We start from the raw sequence: 15,272 nt of genomic DNA, 5'->3' as shown, positions 1-15,272 counted from the left end.
GCTGTTAAAAACTAGCCCAGCGCGGCTTGCGGGTCCGGGGTCGCCTGCTCACGCAGCAATGCGCGCACCTCTTCGATGCCGGCACGCAGTGCGTTGCCACCGCTAGCCGCATGCTTGGTTGGCACACGCTGGCCATCCACTTCGAACACGCTGAGGCGGATCAGCCCGTTCGGGCCGTCCAGCGTGAACACTGGCACCTTTTTGCGTTCACCACCCTTGCGGTGCTCACTGGCACCGCTCACACGGTAGGATTTTTCATTGGTCTCGTACGGCACCTGGCTGTTCAGCAGGAAGATCTCCACGTCCTTGAGGCTGTCCGCAAACAGGTGGATATGGGTCTCGGCATACTTTCCTGCCGTACCTTCCAGCACGGCACCGGTCAGATGTGGATTGAAGCGCTGCAGCAGTTGCATCACCACCAGCGCATCGCTACGCAGCTGGCGCAGGCTGGCCGGCTGGTCGTCGCTGTTGTACAACTCGTGGTAAACACGGATCTCGGCCTCGATCTCGGCATTGCTGGGCAAGTCGGCTGAAGCCGCACCCAGCTGACGCCCTGCCTTCTTCTTCGCGTAGGCGAAATCATGGATGCCGTCCTCGGCCATCATCGCGGCAGCGAGTTGAGCGATGCGCTGGCGCATCTGCCAGCTGGTACTGTCTTTGGCCATGGGCCTTGCCTTGCTAAAACAATTGATCTGGTTGCAGCGGCGAACGTTTCCTGGTGTCGGCTGACTCCGCTCTTCTGGGCTCGGCCTTGGCAGGCGCAGGCTGCGCCATGCGCGGGTCGATCTGCGATTTCGGTTCTGTGACAGGTTTGGTCTCGGCCACCACTCTGCCCGCTGGAGCCGAGGCAGGCGTCACCACGGGGGCTGGTAATGCCGCTCCAGCGCCTGGCGATGGGTGCCCGGGGAACGGGGTGATGGGGTCCGGCTCTTCGGTGTACTCCGGCTCTGGCAAGGTATCGGCTGGCGGGAACTCGTCATAGAAATATTCGTAGTAACCGCCCTCACCCTCGACCGAGCGCAGACCGGTGTAAGGATTGACTTTGATGCTGTTGATGCCGGGAGGCACGCTCATGGGCTGATCCGGCATGCCTTTCAGCGCTTCGGCCATGTAATTGATCCAGATCGGCAAGGCCGCCTGACCGCCGGTTTCGTTGTTGCCCAGCGACTTGGGCTGGTCATAGCCTATCCAGGCCACCGCGACGTGTTTGGGGTTGTAGCCGGCGAACCAGGCATCGAACTGGTTGTTGGTGGTGCCGGTCTTGCCAGCCAGATCACTGCGGCCCAGTTGACGGGCTTTGGCGGCAGTACCGACACGCGCGACATCCTGCATCATCGAGGTCATCAGGAAGGCATTGCGCGGATCAAGCACGCGCGGCGCGTCCTGACCAGCACGCAGGATGCGGCTCTTGTCCACCACCTTGCCCTGACTGTCCTCGATGCGGCTGATGATATAGGGCCGCACACGGAAGCCACCATTGGCGAACACCGCATACGCGCCAGCCAGCTGCCAGGCGGTCACCGAACCGGAACCCAGCGCCATGGCCAGGTAAGCTGGATGGTCTTTGGTGGAGAAGCCGAAGCGCGTGATGTAATCCTGCGCGTAAGACACGCCTATGCCTTGCAGGATACGCACCGACACCATGTTCTTGGACTTGGTCAGTGCAGTACGGATACGGATGGGGCCCTCGAACTTGTTGTCATAGTTGCGTGGTTCCCAGGCTTGCCCGCTGCCGGTTTCGGTGGAGCTGATGTAGATAGGCTCGTCCTCGATCAGCGTAGCCGGGGTGTAGCCTTTTTCCAGCGCGGCGGAATAGATGAAAGGCTTGAAACTGGAGCCGGGCTGACGCCAGGCCTGAGTGGCGTGGTTGAACTTGTTGCGCTCGAAGTTGAACCCGCCCACCAGCGCGCGTACTGCACCATCTTCGGAATCCAGCCCGACCAATGCCGCTTCCACCTTGGGCAGCTGCGAGATATGCCAGACTTCGCCCAGCTTCATGATGCGCACCAGCGCACCGGCCACCAGTTTGCGCTTTTCCGGCTCTTTTTCGTTGAGCTGCTTCTTGACCAACTCCAGCCCGGCACCGGTGATGACGACCACCTCACCGTATTTGGTATAGACCTCCACCTGCTTGGGCGAGGAGGTCATGACCAGGGCAGGCAACAACGGTGGATAGGCTTCGACCTCGTCCAGCGCTTCGTCCATCCAGGTGTTGTCCGTCGCACCCTCAGGGGCTTTGAGCTGTTTTTCCGGCCCACGATAGCCATGACGTCTATCGTAGGTGAGCAGGCCCTGGATCAACGCCTCATTGGCGGCCTCCTGATTGGCTTTGCGCAAGGTGGTATAGACCTTCATCCCGCTGCTGTAGATGTCGTCCTTGTAGCGCTCGAACATCGCCTGACGGGCGATCTCGGCCACATAGTCGGCACTCAAGTCCAGCGCCTGACGCGTCTTTTTGGCTTTGACCGGCGTATCCAGTGCGGCCTGATAGGTCGCATCATCGATGAAGCCCAGCGCGTTCATGCGGCGCAGCACGTATTGCTGACGTGCCATGGCACGCTTTGGGTTCACCAGCGGGTTGTAACGTGATGGTGCCTTGGGCAGGCCGGCCAGCGTGGCCAGTTCGGCGACATTGAGCTTGCTCAAGGGCTTGCCGAAATAGACCTGCGCAGCAGCAGCATAACCATAGGCACGCTGACCAAGGTAGATCTGGTTGATGTAGATCTCCAGGATCTGGTCTTTGGTCAGGCTGTGCTCGATCTTGATCGCCAGCAGGGCTTCGTTGAGCTTGCGTGTGGCGGTCTTTTCGCGCGACAGATAGAAGTTGCGTGCCAGCTGCATGGTGATGGTACTGGCGCCTTCCTTGAAGCCGCCTGCGGTCACATTGGCGATGGCGGCGCGCAGGATACCGATGGTGTCCACGCCACCATGCGTGTAGAAGCGCTCGTCCTCAGCGGCGAGGATGGCATGCTTCAAGTCTTGAGGTACATCCTGAATGGAGACCAGCGCGCGGCGCTCTTCGCCGAACTCACCGATCAGATGACCATCTTCTGTGTAGACGCGTAACGGAACCTTGGGGCGATAATCGGTCATCGCTTCCAGGGAGGGCAGGTTAGGATAGATCAGCACGGCGGCGATGCCGACCAGCGCGGTCGCGACCAGCCCCAGCACCACACCTGCCAGCACCAGTAACTGCAACCATTTTTTCAGGAACATGGGAAAGTGTTTCTAACTAGAATCCAAACCCATCTTAATATATGTGGGCAGGATATTGAACCTAAATCTGCCGCAGCCCTTACTGCGATGGACTCCTCCGGACTGATAACGCAGCAATCGACCCGGTTCATCCTCATGCCTGCTTGAGCTGTAAGCACCGCTCTTCGCCGTGATAGCGCAGGAATCTGACAGGCGCAACGTATTCCCTTAAAATAAAGCGTTTATTTGATCGCTGGACTCTCAGCCAATGCAGGACAATATTTTTCTGGTCGGCCTGATGGGCGCGGGCAAAACCACTGTGGGTCGCCTGCTCGCCAAGCATCTGGGCTATGACTTCTACGACAGCGATCATGAGATCGAGCATCGCACTGGCGTGCGCATCCCGCTCATCTTCGAGATGGAAGGCGAGGAAGGGTTTCGCAAGCGTGAAGCCATGATCATCGACGAACTCACCCAGCTGGGGCCTATCGTACTGGCGACCGGCGGTGGCGCCATCCTGCAGCAGGAGAATCGCGACCACTTGCGCGAGCGCGGCACGGTGATCTATCTAGCGGCCAAGGTGCATGATTTGTGGCAGCGTACGCGCCATGACCGCAATCGCCCGCTGCTGCAAACCGAAAATCCACGCGCACGACTGGAGCAATTGCATGGTCAGCGCGACCCTTTGTACCGCGAAGTGGCGGCACTGGTAGTGGAAACTGGCGGTCAGCCGGTGACACAACTGGTGCACCACATCGAATCTTTATTGAATACCCGCAGGACGGTTCAACAGCATGCAAACCCTTAACGTCGAACTCGGCGACCGCCGTTATCCCATCCATATCGGACGTGGCCTGCTGGCGCAAGCAGCGCTGATCCTGCCGCACCTGAAACGCAAGCAGGTCGCGATCGTCACCAACACCACGGTGGCGCCGCTCTATCTTGAAAAACTGGCACAGCCGCTGCGTGACGCGGGTGTTGCCGTGATCAGTATCGTGCTGCCGGATGGCGAGGCCTACAAGAACAGCGCGACGCTGAACCTGATCTACGATGCGCTGCTGGAGAACCGTTGCGAGCGCAGCACCACCCTGATTGCACTGGGTGGGGGCGTGGTGGGCGACCTCACCGGCTATGCCGCAGCCACCTATCTGCGTGGCGTGCCCTTCGTCCAGGTGCCGACCACGCTGCTATCACAGGTGGATTCTTCTGTAGGCGGCAAGACCGGCATCAATCATCCGCTGGGCAAGAACATGATAGGGGCGTTCTACCAGCCACAGCTGGTGCTGGCCGACATCGACACATTGCACACACTGCCTGAGCGCGAACTGGCAGCCGGGCTGGCCGAAGTGATCAAATATGGCCTGATCCGCGATCTGCCGTTCTTCGAATGGCTGGAAGCACATATCGACAAGTTGACGGCACTGGACACCGATGCCATGCGCTATGCGATCTACCGCTCCTGCGAGAACAAGGCGGAAGTGGTGGCCGCGGACGAGCGTGAATCAGGCGAGCGCGCCCTGCTCAACCTGGGGCATACCTTTGGCCATGCCATCGAGAACGGCATGGGCTATGGCGTCTGGCTGCACGGTGAAGCGGTCGCGGCGGGCACCATGATGGCCGCCGACCTGTCGCGTCGCATGGGCTGGCTCAGTGATGCCGAAGTGGCCCGCATGGATGCCATCTTCCGCGCTGCCAGGCTGCCACTGGAGCCCCCTGGTTTGGGCGCAGACCGCTATCTGGACTTGATGGGGCTGGATAAAAAAGTGCTGGACGGCAAGATCAGGCTGGTACTGCAGCAAGGCATAGGCAGATCCGTCGTTTCCAGTGACTACGATGTGGCCGCTCTGCGCGCCACGCTGGAAAGCCCGCTGCATGGCTGATGCGGTGTCGACGGCTCATACACAGCCGGCTACCATACTGGCCCCTTACGCTGCCGACCCGGCACACAGCCAGGGCCGTCACCACGCGGAACCAGCACCACAAGGGCGCAATGAGTTCCAGCGCGACCGCGACCGTATCATCCACTCCAGCGCGTTCAGACGTCTGGAATACAAGACTCAGGTATTCGTGAATCATGAAGGCGACCTGTTCCGCACCCGCCTCACCCATAGCCTGGAAGTGGCGCAGATCGGCCGCGGCATCGCGCGCTCACTCGGCTTGCACGAAGACCTGGTCGAAGCCATCGCGCTGGCGCACGACCTCGGGCACACGCCATTCGGCCATGCCGGCCAGGACGCCCTCAACGCCTGCATGAAAGAATACGGCGGCTTTGAGCACAACCTGCAATCGCTGCGCGTCATCGACCACCTTGAGCAACGCTACGCCGAGTTTGACGGGCTGAACCTGACCTTCGAACTGCGCGAAGGCGTCCTCAAACACTGTGCGCTCAAGAATGCAAGGCAACTGGGCGATGTCGGCCAGCGTTTTCTGGACAAGACACAACCTTCGCTGGAAGCGCAAGTCGCCAACCTCGCCGACGAGATCGCCTATAACAACCATGATGTGGATGATGGCCTGCGCTCCGGCCTGATCAAGCTGGAGCAGCTTGCGGAAGTCAGGCTGTTCGCCGATCAACTGCAAGGCGTGCAGGAAAAATACCCGGACTTGCGCGGCCGTCGCCTGATCCATGAAACCATACGCCGCATGATCAATGCGCTGGTGGTCGATCTGTGCATGCAAAGCACGCTGAATATCCAGATGGCCGCGCCGGCCGATATCGACGCCGTACGCCGCAGCCCGCCACTGATCGCTTTCAGCAGCGGGATGCAGGCTCAACAGGCTGAGCTCAAGCGTTTTTTACGCAACAAGCTGTATCGACACTACCGTGTCAACCGCATGAGCGCCAAAGCCGAGCGCATCATCCGCCAGCTGTTCGAGGTGTTCATACAAGATGCCAGCCTGATGCCGGACGAATTCCAGCTGCGCGCCCGCGAAGACCATGCACGTGCGGTTGCAGACTATATCGCCGGCATGACAGACCGCTATGCCATACGCGAATATCGCCGCTTGTTCGCCATCGAAGAGCAGCCACTCTAGCCTGCTTACACATTGTTGCGCTTTTGCAACACTTTGATACAACTTACTCAACCAGTCTGCATTCAGCGCTTGCTGTGCGTAATCGCGCTTTGGCATACTGGCCCTACCTTCTCGTAAGGGGAGTTCGCGAACTCTGTCGTCGGATCCGCAACTCAAGGTAGATCAGACGAATTTAATTAGAAATATATTAGGAGATACAGATGAACAAGAAACTAGGCTTGGCAGTTGCTGGTGCCGTCATGGCATTCGGCGCTTCTGCTGCAAACGCTGGCATCATCATCCCAGCTGGCGATTGGACGCTGGACATCGGCGGTAACGTCAACACCTTCTACACCTACAACAAGTGTGATCGTAACAGCGGCATCGCTGGTCAAACCGCTTGCTTCGGTGCTGGCACTGTTGATGACAACCAAACCAACATCACCACCGGCCTGCTGCCTAACTACCTGAGCGTATCCGGTAAGACCCGCCAGAACGATCTGGACGTAGGTTTCACCATCAGCCTGCAACCAGGTAGCTCCACCAACAACGCTCTGATTCAAAACCAGAACGGCAACAACCAAGAAAACCGTCAAGCATTCCTGACCTTCGGTGATGCTAGCTGGGGTACCATCAAGCTGGGTAAGGATCTGGGCATTTTCGGTTCTGACGCTATCCTGAACGACATGACCCTGCTGGGCGTGGGCGGCGGCGGCTTCCTGAGCGGTAACACCACCACCATCGGCGGTATCGGTACCGGTTACCTGTACGCTGACTGGAAGGCACAAGTTTCCTACATGTCCCCTAACTGGAACGGCTTCAGCTTCGCAGCTGGTGTTATGCAACCTTGGAACAACTTGGCTCTGAACGCTGACGCAGCAATTGGCAGCCGTTCTACCCCAGGTTTTGAAGGTAAGGTTAACTACGAGTGGGCTGGTGATGTTTCCGGTAAGATCTGGGCAAGCTTCATCACCCAAAAACTGGAAGATCTGGGCGCTGGTGGCATTCTGGGTGACGAAACCGCTCGCGGCTTCGACGTCGGTGCAACCGTTAAGGTAGCTGGTTTCGGCCTGACCGGTTACTACTACGACGGCAAGGGTATCGGTACCACCGGTTTCCTGCTGGGCGCAGTTGATGCTGCTGGTAAGCGTCGTGATTCCGACGGCGGCTACGTACAAGCTACCTACGCTTTGCCAGGTATTGGCACCAAGCTGGGCGCTAGCTACGGCGTGAGCAATCTGGACAACACCGGAACTGACGGTGCTGCGAACTTCGTTAAGAAGAACGAGCGCTGGACCATCGGTGCTTACCATCCTCTGACCAAGCACCTGAATCTGGTTGTGGAATACTCGCAACTGGATACCGAGTCCCATGCAGCTGTTCAAGACAGCGAGCAAAAGACCATCGCTGCTGGCGCGATTCTGTTCTTCTAATTTAGTTTAGAAGGCAGTACGCTTAAAAACGGCACCCTAGGGTGCCGTTTTTTATTGCCTAAATTAGTTGAAATAAATCAAAACACTAGTCGATTTCAAACCCTAATGCTGGCTTCCTCCTAGCCTTATCCGGCCAGGCATTACTCGTCGATGCCTAACTCCTGGATCTTGCGGGTCAACGTGTTGCGCCCCATGCCAAGTTGATTGGCAGCTTCGATACGTCGTCCACCGGTATGCTGCAATGCCTTGCGGATCATGATGCGTTCAAACTCTTGTGTGCGTGTTTCCAGCACGTCCTGCTCACCGCGATTCAATGCATCCATGACTTCCGCAGCGAGCGCTTCCTGCCAGGAAGCCGTGCTCAATGGCCTGGCTGCGTCTTCTTTAAGCTCAGGTGGCAGGTCAGCGACATCGATGTTCTGACCAGGCGCCATCACGGTCAGCCAGTGGCAGACGTTTTCCAGTTGCCGTACGTTACCACTCCAGTTCATACCCGCCATGTATTTCAGCGCAGCCACAGAAGGCTGTTTTGCCTCCACGCCCAGACCTTGCGCGCTTTGCTGCAGAAAGTGCCGTGCCAGCAAGGGCACATCTTCACGTCGCTCACGCAGTGGCGGCAAGCGTAGACGGATCACATTCAGGCGATGGAACAGATCTTCACGGAACAGGCCCTGCTTGACGCGCTCTTCCAGATCCTGATGGGTTGCGGCGATGATGCGTACATTGACCTTGACCGGCTGGTGCCCGCCCACGCGATAGAACTGCCCATCACACAACACGCGTAGCAGCCGCGTCTGCAGGTCGGAGGGCATGTCACCGATCTCGTCCAGGAACAGGGTACCGCCATCTGCCTGTTCAAAACGCCCGCGACGTGCAGCCTGCGCGCCGGTAAATGCACCACGCTCATGGCCGAACAGTTCTGATTCCAGCAGATCCTTGGGGATGGCTGCAGTGTTGATGGCGATGAACGGCTTGTCTTCACGCGGGCTGTGCCTGTGCAACGCGCTGGCCACCAGCTCCTTGCCGGTACCGGATTCACCGTTGATGAGCACCGTGGCGTGCGACCGGCTCAAGCGGCCGATGGCACGAAACACTTCTTGCATGGCAGGCGCCTGGCCGATGATCTCGGGCGTGGCTTCCGGGGCGACCGCTTCGATCGCCTGCCGCATGCTCTCGTCCACAGCACGGCGGATGATGTCCACGGCCTGGTCCACATCGAAGGGCTTGGCCAGATATTCGAACGCGCCGCCCTGGAATGCGGCAACCGCACTTTCCAGATCTGAATAGGCGGTCATGATGATGACCGGGATATCCGGCAAGCGCTGTTTGATCTCCTGCAGGAAATCCAGCCCGGAGCCATTCGGCATGCGGATATCGCTGACCACCACCTGTGGCGTTTCCTGCTCCAGCCCGTTCAGGGCTTCCGCAATGGACGCAAAGGTCTTGAATTCCATGTCCGTACGGCCCAGCGCTTTTTCGAACACCCAGCGGATGGAACGGTCGTCGTCAATGATCCAGATTGGTTTCATGATGTCCTGTAAGTTACGTGTGGTTCTGAATAATCATTGCCGTGCGGCAACGTGTTTCCTGACACTGCTTTCAATCGGCAAGAGGATGGTGAACGTCGTCCTGCCCGGCTGGCTCTCGCATTCGATCATGCCATGATGCTGGGTCACAAAGGTTTGCGCCAGGGTCAGACCCAGGCCAGAACCACCTTCACGACCAGACACCAACGGATAGAAGATGCGGTCACGTATGTCTTCCGGGATGCCCGGGCCGCTATCCACGATCTGTAATTTGATGGCCACGCGGTAGCGCTTTTTGGCCAGCGTCACCTGCCGTTCGGCCCGCGTTCGCAGCGTGATCTGACCAGTGCCCTGCATGGCCTGTACCGCGTTACGTGCGATATTCAGCACGGCCTGGATCAGTTTTTCGCGGTCACCGATCAGCTCCGGCAAGCTGGTATCGTAGTCGCGACGCACCACGATGCTTTGCGGCGATTCCGCCAGTAACAAGCTGCGTACGCGCTCGAGCACCTCATGGATGTTGGTCGGCTCGTATCGAGGCACGCGATGCGGCACCAGCAAGCGGTCCATCAAGGTCTGCAGGCGATCCGCTTCCTTGATGATCACCTGCGTGTATTCTCGCAGCGAAGGCTGCGGCAACTCATGTTCCAGCAACTGGGCTGCGCCGCGCAAACCGCCCAGCGGGTTGCGGATCTCATGCGCCAGATTACGCAGCAATTCCGCGTTGGCTTGTTGCTGGATCAGCATGCGCTCCTCGCGCGCGATACGCAATTGCTGATCCATCTGCTGAAACTCCAGTACCAGACAGGCCGGCTTGAGATCCACCGGCGTGACCGCACAGGTCACCGCCAATGAGTGCTGACGCAGCGTGGTGATGGGGAATTCATGCTCACGGAACGGGCTATTGTGCTGGATGGCATTATCCACGGCCGAATGCAGGATCTCGCAGCCGGGAAACACCTGCGACAACTCCAGGCCTTCGATCTGACGCGCACTGAGTGCAAACAGGATCTCGGCACCGGGGTTGGTATAAACCACGTGGCGTTCACGGTCCAGCAGAATGACGGCCGTGGCAAGGTGTTCGAGTCCAGCGAATGAAGAAGGGATTGTTTGTACCATGGCGCTCAACTTAAGCAAAAGCCAGGCCAGTGCAAAAGCCAGGGCAGTGATAGACAGCCGGGACAATACTAGCGGATCAGCTGCAGCTCTTTCTGTAGCAACTGGATATTGCGCTCGTGATTGGCGAGATCCGCGCGGATCTGCTCGATCTTTCGGCTATGACGACTGCTGGCACGGCCATCTGCTGCCAGCTCTGGCGCGGCACTCGCTTCTGCATACTGCTTACGCGCCTCAAGCAATGCCTGTTGTTCACTTTGAAGCTCGCTACGCAGGATCACCTTGCGCATGTCGTCGCGTTGCAGCTGAGTGGCTGTGTCAATGCGCGGGAACCCATTACTCAAGGCAGGCGCGGCGATACGTGGCGGCTTATCCACGGCAACGCCATTGGCGGAATTGCTGATCGGCTTGCTGGCAGGCGCAGGCGACTGCGGGATGCGGGTTTCCAGGTTGAGGCTGCGTGCGTCTTTGCTGGGTACATTCGAATAGGTGGCGCGACCTTGCGCGTCGCGGCTCACGTAGATCTCGGCGTGCACGGCGAACGCCTGACACAACGGCCATGCAAGTATCAGCAGAACAGTGACTTTATGCATGCAGGCAGTGTAGTGGAGTTGCTAAAGTGAAACAACCCGAGCACGGGTCTGCGCGCAGCAACGAAGCGTGCAATCTACAGATGCCAGAAACGCAAAAGGCGGGTTTCCCCGCCTTTTGCTTGCTACGCTCTGCTAGTGATTAGCCGCTCTAGCGATTAACAGCGCGATTAGCAGCTGTAGTACAGACCGAACTCAACCGGATGCGGCGTCATGCGCACCTTGTTCACTTCGTCCATCTTCAGTGCGATGTAGCTGTCGATCCAGTCTTCGGAGAACACGCCACCACGGGTCAGGAACTCACGATCCTTGTCCAGGGCTTCCAGCGCCATTTCCAGCGAAGAACAGACGGTTGGGATCATTGCATCTTCCTCTGGAGGCAGATGGTACAGATCCTTGGTCGCTGGCTCGCCTGGGTGGATCTTGTTCTGCACGCCATCCAGACCAGCCATCAGCAGAGCGCTGAATGCCAGGTAGGGGTTGGCGATAGGATCCGGGAAACGGGCTTCGACGCGACGCGCCTTGTCGGAATGTACGAACGGGATACGGATGGAAGCAGAACGGTTCTTGGCAGAGTAGGCCAGCTTCACTGGTGCTTCAAAGTGCGGAACCAAACGCTTGTAGGAATTGGTGCCTGGGTTGGTGATGGCATTCAGGGCACGTGCATGCTTGATGATGCCGCCGATGTAGTACAAGGCGAAATCGCTCAGACCAGCGTAGCCATTGCCTGCGAACAGGTTCTTGCCATCTTTCCATACGGACTGGTGCACGTGCATACCGGAACCGTTATCACCAAAGAATGGCTTGGGCATGAAGGTAGCGGTCTTGCCGTAAGCGTGGGCGGTGTTCAGCACCACGTACTTGAGGATCTGGGTCCAGTCAGCGCGCTGTACCAGCGTGCTGAACTTGGTACCAATCTCACATTGACCAGCAGTCGCGACTTCGTGGTGATGCACTTCAACAGGCACGCCCATGGCTTCCAGGGTCATTACCATGGCGGAACGGATATCGTGCAGGGAGTCGACGGGGGGCACGGGGAAATAACCGCCCTTTACACCAGGACGGTGACCGGTGTTACCGCCTTCGAATTTTTCATTGGATGCCCATGCACCTTCTTCGGAGTTGATCTTCACGGAACAACCCTGCATGGTGTTATCCCACTGGATCGAATCGAAAATGAAGAATTCCGGCTCTGGACCGAAATAGGCCACGTCACCGATACCGCTGGATTGCAGATAGGCTTCAGCGCGCTTGGCGATGGAGCGTGGATCACGATCGTAACCCTTGCCATCAGTCGGGTCGATCACGTCACAGGTCAGGATCAGGGTGGGCTCGTCCATGAATGGATCGATGTTAGCCGTATCAGCATCAGGCATCAGTTGCATGTCGGAAGCCTGGATACCCTTCCAGCCAGCGATGGAAGAACCATCGAATGCATGACCTTCGGTGAACTTGCTTTCGTCAAATGCAGAGACAGGAACCGTTACGTGCTGCTCTTTACCCCGGGTATCGGTGAAACGGAAATCGACAAACTTGATGTCGTTGTCCTTCACCATTTGCATTACATCAGCGACCGCCATTTAATTCTCCTAATTAGATAGGTTTTGTTAAAAATCCGACATGTAACTCTAGCAGGAAATGTGCCACGATAAAATTGCAATATTTCATTTTGGCACAGCCGCTTAACCCGCGCCAGCAAGGCCGTTCGCACATTTATGGTGCGGCCTTATTATACCTCGCACCAATTGCGTGCACCTGCAAGCCTGCTTGTTTTGGCGCTATACTTGGCACTTATAGTATCCGGTAATTTGGAGTCATCATGGAGACACTGAACAAGATTTTGTTGCGTGCAAAGCAACGCGCAGAGCAATTACAGCTGCCGTACGCTGGTGCATTGACGCCAAACGAAGCGCATCAGGTGCAGCAACTGGTACCACAAGCCACCCTGATCGACGTGCGCAGCCGTGCCGAGCTGGAACTGGTGGGGCGCATCCCTCAAGCCGTGCACATCGAATGGGCGTTCTATCCCGGTATGAGTGCCAATCCGGATTTTGCAGCACAACTGGACACTCAAGTGGACAAAGAGCTGTTGACCATGTTCATCTGCCGTACCGGTGGGCGCTCGCACAACGCGGCGGCGGTAGCGGCAAAGCTGGGCTTTACCGAAGCCTATAACGTGCTGGAAGGCTTCGAAGGCGAAGCGACGCCAGACAGCAAACAACGCGGCAGGATTAATGGCTGGAAAGCCGCCGATCTGCCGTGGACCAACGCCTGACAGGTCATGCGCGATCACTACGCCGTCATCGGCAACCCGGTACAGCACAGCAAATCCCCACAGATCCACGCCATGTTCGCCGCCCAGACCGGCCAACACATCGATTATGGCCGGGTGCTGGCCGCCATTGATGGCTTCAGCAGCACCATCCACAGCTTGCGCGAGCAAGGCTACCGTGGCGCCAATGTCACCGTTCCGTTCAAACTGGAAGCGTTTGCGCTCAGCGATCAACTCTCCGAACGCGCGCATGATGCCGGTGCCGTCAACACGCTGATCTTCAATGAGCATGGCATCACCGGCGACAATACCGATGGCGCCGGTCTGGTGCGTGACATTCAACACAATCTGCAGCGCCCCCTGCAAGGGCAGCGCATCCTGCTGATAGGCGCGGGTGGCGCCGCCGAAGGCGTGCTGCATCCTCTGCTGGAACAGCAGCCACAGCTGCTGGTGATCGCCAACCGCACACTGGACAAAGCCTTGCGCATGATACGCCGCGTCGAAGAGCGCGGCGACCTGCGCTATGTGTCGGTCAATGCACAAGCGTTCGAAGCACTGGCAGGCCAGACCTTCGACATCGTCATCAATGCCACCTCCACCGGCTTAAGCGACAGCCAGTTACCCTTGCCGGAGCAGTTGTTTGCAGCGGGCGCGCTGGCATACGACATGATGTACGGCCGCGAAACCCCGTTCATGGCCTATGCGCGCCAGCAGGGCGCCGCCATGATCGCGGATGGCCTGGGCATGCTGGTCGAGCAGGCCGCTGAAGCCTTCTTTGTGTGGCGCGGCATACGCCCGCACACCGCCGCAGTCATCGCTGCACTGAGAGGATGACGCCATGAAAGCCTTGCGCCGTTGGCTGCTGCGCGGCCTGTTCCTGTTGTTCGTGATCGTGGTGGGCTATCAGCTGTGGATTTTTCTGCACATCTGCTGGTGGATAGACCACAACCCTGGCTCCAGCGCCTTCATGCGTGACCGGCTGGCAGTCATGCAGAAAGAGGATCCGAACGCCAAACTACGTCAGCAGTGGGTGGATTACCGGCATATCTCGGTCAGCCTGAAGCGTGCTGTCATCGCCTCCGAAGACGCCAAGTTCCTTGAACATCAGGGCTTCGACTGGGAAGGCATCCAGAAAGCCTACGAAAAGAACCTCAAAAAGGGCCGCATCGTCGCTGGTGGCTCCACCATCAGCCAGCAACTGGCCAAGAACCTGTTCCTGTCCACACAACGTACGCCCTGGCGCAAGCTGGAAGAAGCCTTCATCACCCTGCTGCTGGAAAAGATGATGAGCAAGCGCCGCATCCTGGAGATCTACCTGAACGTGATCGAGTGGGGCAATGGCGTGTTCGGCGCGCAAGCGGCTGCGCGCCACTATTACGGCATATCCGCGTCACAACTCAGCCCCTATCAATCCGCGCAACTGGCCGCCATGGTGCCCAACCCGCGCTACTACGACAAACGGCGCAACAGCCCCTACCTCGCCAAGCGCACCGGCACCATACAAGCACGCATGTACTACACCCCGGTGCCTTAATGTATCGAGCATCTGCTGACAAGTCAGCGCGGCGCTTGGCTTGACCGCGCACAGGAGGCTGAAAAATGGAAATGTTATGGTTGTTGGCACTGCTGCTGGTCATCGCTGGCGTCATCGGGCTGGTGTTCCCAGCCTTGCCCGGCATCCCCCTGCTGTACGGAGGCTTGCTGCTGGCTGCCTGGATCGATGACTTCAGCCTGGTGGGCGGCTGGACCATCGCCGTGATCGGTGTCATTGCCCTGATCGCCTGGCTGGTGGATCTGGTGGCCTCGGTCGTGACCAGTCAGCGCGCTGGCGCAAGCAAGCAAGCCTTGTACGGCACCATGATAGGTGGTGTGGTCGGCATCGTGGGCGGGGTGCCCGGCATCATCCTGGGGACGGTCATCGGTGCCATGCTAGGCGAGTTGATGGCCAGACGCGGCGCCGGTCAGGCCACACGGGTGGGCATCGCGGCCGGCCTGGGCTTTGTGCTGGCGCTGGCCGCCAAGGTGCTACTGGGCTTGCTGATGCTGGGGATGTTCGCCTATGCCTATTTTGTCTGAACAAGCGTTATCCGAAACGCATTTACCCAAACAGCACGCATGAAAGCAA

General features: G+C 58.3%; 14 protein-coding genes. 8 read left to right on the top strand and 6 right to left on the bottom strand.

Going from position 1 to position 15,272, the window contains the following annotated elements; translation table 11 throughout:
• Nucleotides 1-11: 11 nt before the first annotated feature.
• Together ED236_RS04280 and ED236_RS04275 are read right to left on the bottom strand one after the other, a co-directional pair.
• On the bottom strand, nucleotides 12-665 hold the full coding sequence (locus ED236_RS04280) for a hypothetical protein (protein ID WP_123236735.1): 654 nt from the start codon (nucleotides 663-665) through the stop codon (nucleotides 12-14).
• A 13-nt stretch (nucleotides 666-678) separates the two neighbouring features.
• Entirely contained in the window at nucleotides 679-3,216 is a 2,538-nt protein-coding gene (locus ED236_RS04275) for a PBP1A family penicillin-binding protein (protein WP_123236734.1), read from the bottom strand.
• 247 nt (nucleotides 3,217-3,463) lie between these two features.
• Here ED236_RS04275 and aroK point away from each other — a divergent pair, with 247 nt between their 5' ends.
• The 4 genes from aroK to ED236_RS04255 all read left to right on the top strand — a co-directional run bounded on the left by aroK (nucleotide 3,464) and on the right by ED236_RS04255 (nucleotide 7,643).
• The gene (gene aroK / locus ED236_RS04270) at nucleotides 3,464-4,003 is read left to right on the top strand and encodes a shikimate kinase AroK (protein WP_123236733.1); all 540 of its coding nucleotides are present in this window, start codon (nucleotides 3,464-3,466) and stop codon (nucleotides 4,001-4,003) included.
• The gene (aroB, locus tag ED236_RS04265; protein WP_123236732.1) at nucleotides 3,990-5,075 is read left to right on the top strand and encodes a 3-dehydroquinate synthase; all 1,086 of its coding nucleotides are present in this window, start codon (nucleotides 3,990-3,992) and stop codon (nucleotides 5,073-5,075) included. Before aroK ends, aroB begins: the two co-directional genes overlap by 14 nt.
• A 4-nt stretch (nucleotides 5,076-5,079) precedes the next feature.
• Nucleotides 5,080-6,231 carry a deoxyguanosinetriphosphate triphosphohydrolase gene (locus tag ED236_RS04260; RefSeq protein ID WP_240032032.1) on the top strand — a complete coding sequence of 384 codons (1,152 nt, stop codon included), beginning with the start codon at nucleotides 5,080-5,082 and terminating at the stop codon, nucleotides 6,229-6,231.
• A 200-nt stretch (nucleotides 6,232-6,431) separates the two neighbouring features.
• Complete coding sequence (locus ED236_RS04255) at nucleotides 6,432-7,643, top strand: porin (RefSeq protein ID WP_123236730.1); 1,212 nt, start codon at nucleotides 6,432-6,434, stop codon at nucleotides 7,641-7,643.
• A gap of 140 nt (nucleotides 7,644-7,783) precedes the next feature.
• On the opposite strand, the gene ntrC is transcribed toward ED236_RS04255, so the two are convergent.
• The 4 genes from ntrC to glnA all read right to left on the bottom strand — a co-directional run bounded on the left by ntrC (nucleotide 7,784) and on the right by glnA (nucleotide 12,455).
• Nucleotides 7,784-9,172, bottom strand: a complete 1,389-nt coding sequence (ntrC, locus tag ED236_RS04250; RefSeq protein WP_123236729.1) for a nitrogen regulation protein NR(I) — start codon at nucleotides 9,170-9,172, stop codon at nucleotides 7,784-7,786.
• A gap of 33 nt (nucleotides 9,173-9,205) precedes the next feature.
• The gene (gene glnL, locus ED236_RS04245; protein ID WP_123237100.1) at nucleotides 9,206-10,288 is read right to left on the bottom strand and encodes a nitrogen regulation protein NR(II); all 1,083 of its coding nucleotides are present in this window, start codon (nucleotides 10,286-10,288) and stop codon (nucleotides 9,206-9,208) included.
• A gap of 68 nt (nucleotides 10,289-10,356) precedes the next feature.
• Complete coding sequence (locus tag ED236_RS04240) at nucleotides 10,357-10,821, bottom strand: DUF4124 domain-containing protein (protein ID WP_162299578.1); 465 nt, start codon at nucleotides 10,819-10,821, stop codon at nucleotides 10,357-10,359.
• Between the two features lie 224 nt (nucleotides 10,822-11,045).
• Nucleotides 11,046-12,455, bottom strand: a complete 1,410-nt coding sequence (glnA, locus tag ED236_RS04235) for a type I glutamate--ammonia ligase (protein WP_123236727.1) — start codon at nucleotides 12,453-12,455, stop codon at nucleotides 11,046-11,048.
• Between the two features lie 239 nt (nucleotides 12,456-12,694).
• Here glnA and ED236_RS04230 point away from each other — a divergent pair, with 239 nt between their 5' ends.
• From ED236_RS04230 to ED236_RS04215, 4 genes are all read left to right on the top strand, one after another.
• Nucleotides 12,695-13,150: a rhodanese-like domain-containing protein gene (locus ED236_RS04230; protein WP_123236726.1), complete on the top strand. Its 456-nt coding sequence runs from the start codon at nucleotides 12,695-12,697 to the stop codon at nucleotides 13,148-13,150.
• Nucleotides 13,151-13,156: 6 nt separating this feature from the next.
• Entirely contained in the window at nucleotides 13,157-13,981 is an 825-nt protein-coding gene (gene aroE / locus ED236_RS04225) for a shikimate dehydrogenase (protein WP_123236725.1), read from the top strand.
• 4 nt (nucleotides 13,982-13,985) lie between these two features.
• A complete protein-coding gene (gene mtgA / locus ED236_RS04220; protein ID WP_123236724.1) occupies nucleotides 13,986-14,681 on the top strand; it encodes a monofunctional biosynthetic peptidoglycan transglycosylase in 696 nt (231 codons plus the stop codon).
• Between the two features lie 65 nt (nucleotides 14,682-14,746).
• The gene (locus tag ED236_RS04215) at nucleotides 14,747-15,223 is read left to right on the top strand and encodes a DUF456 domain-containing protein (protein WP_123236723.1); all 477 of its coding nucleotides are present in this window, start codon (nucleotides 14,747-14,749) and stop codon (nucleotides 15,221-15,223) included.
• Nucleotides 15,224-15,272: the final 49 nt, after the last annotated feature.

This window comes from Pseudomethylobacillus aquaticus (assembly GCF_003730115.1).
GTDB classification, from domain to species: Bacteria; Pseudomonadota; Gammaproteobacteria; order Burkholderiales; family Methylophilaceae; genus Pseudomethylobacillus; species Pseudomethylobacillus aquaticus.
This window is presented reverse-complemented; position numbering and strand designations above follow the sequence as displayed.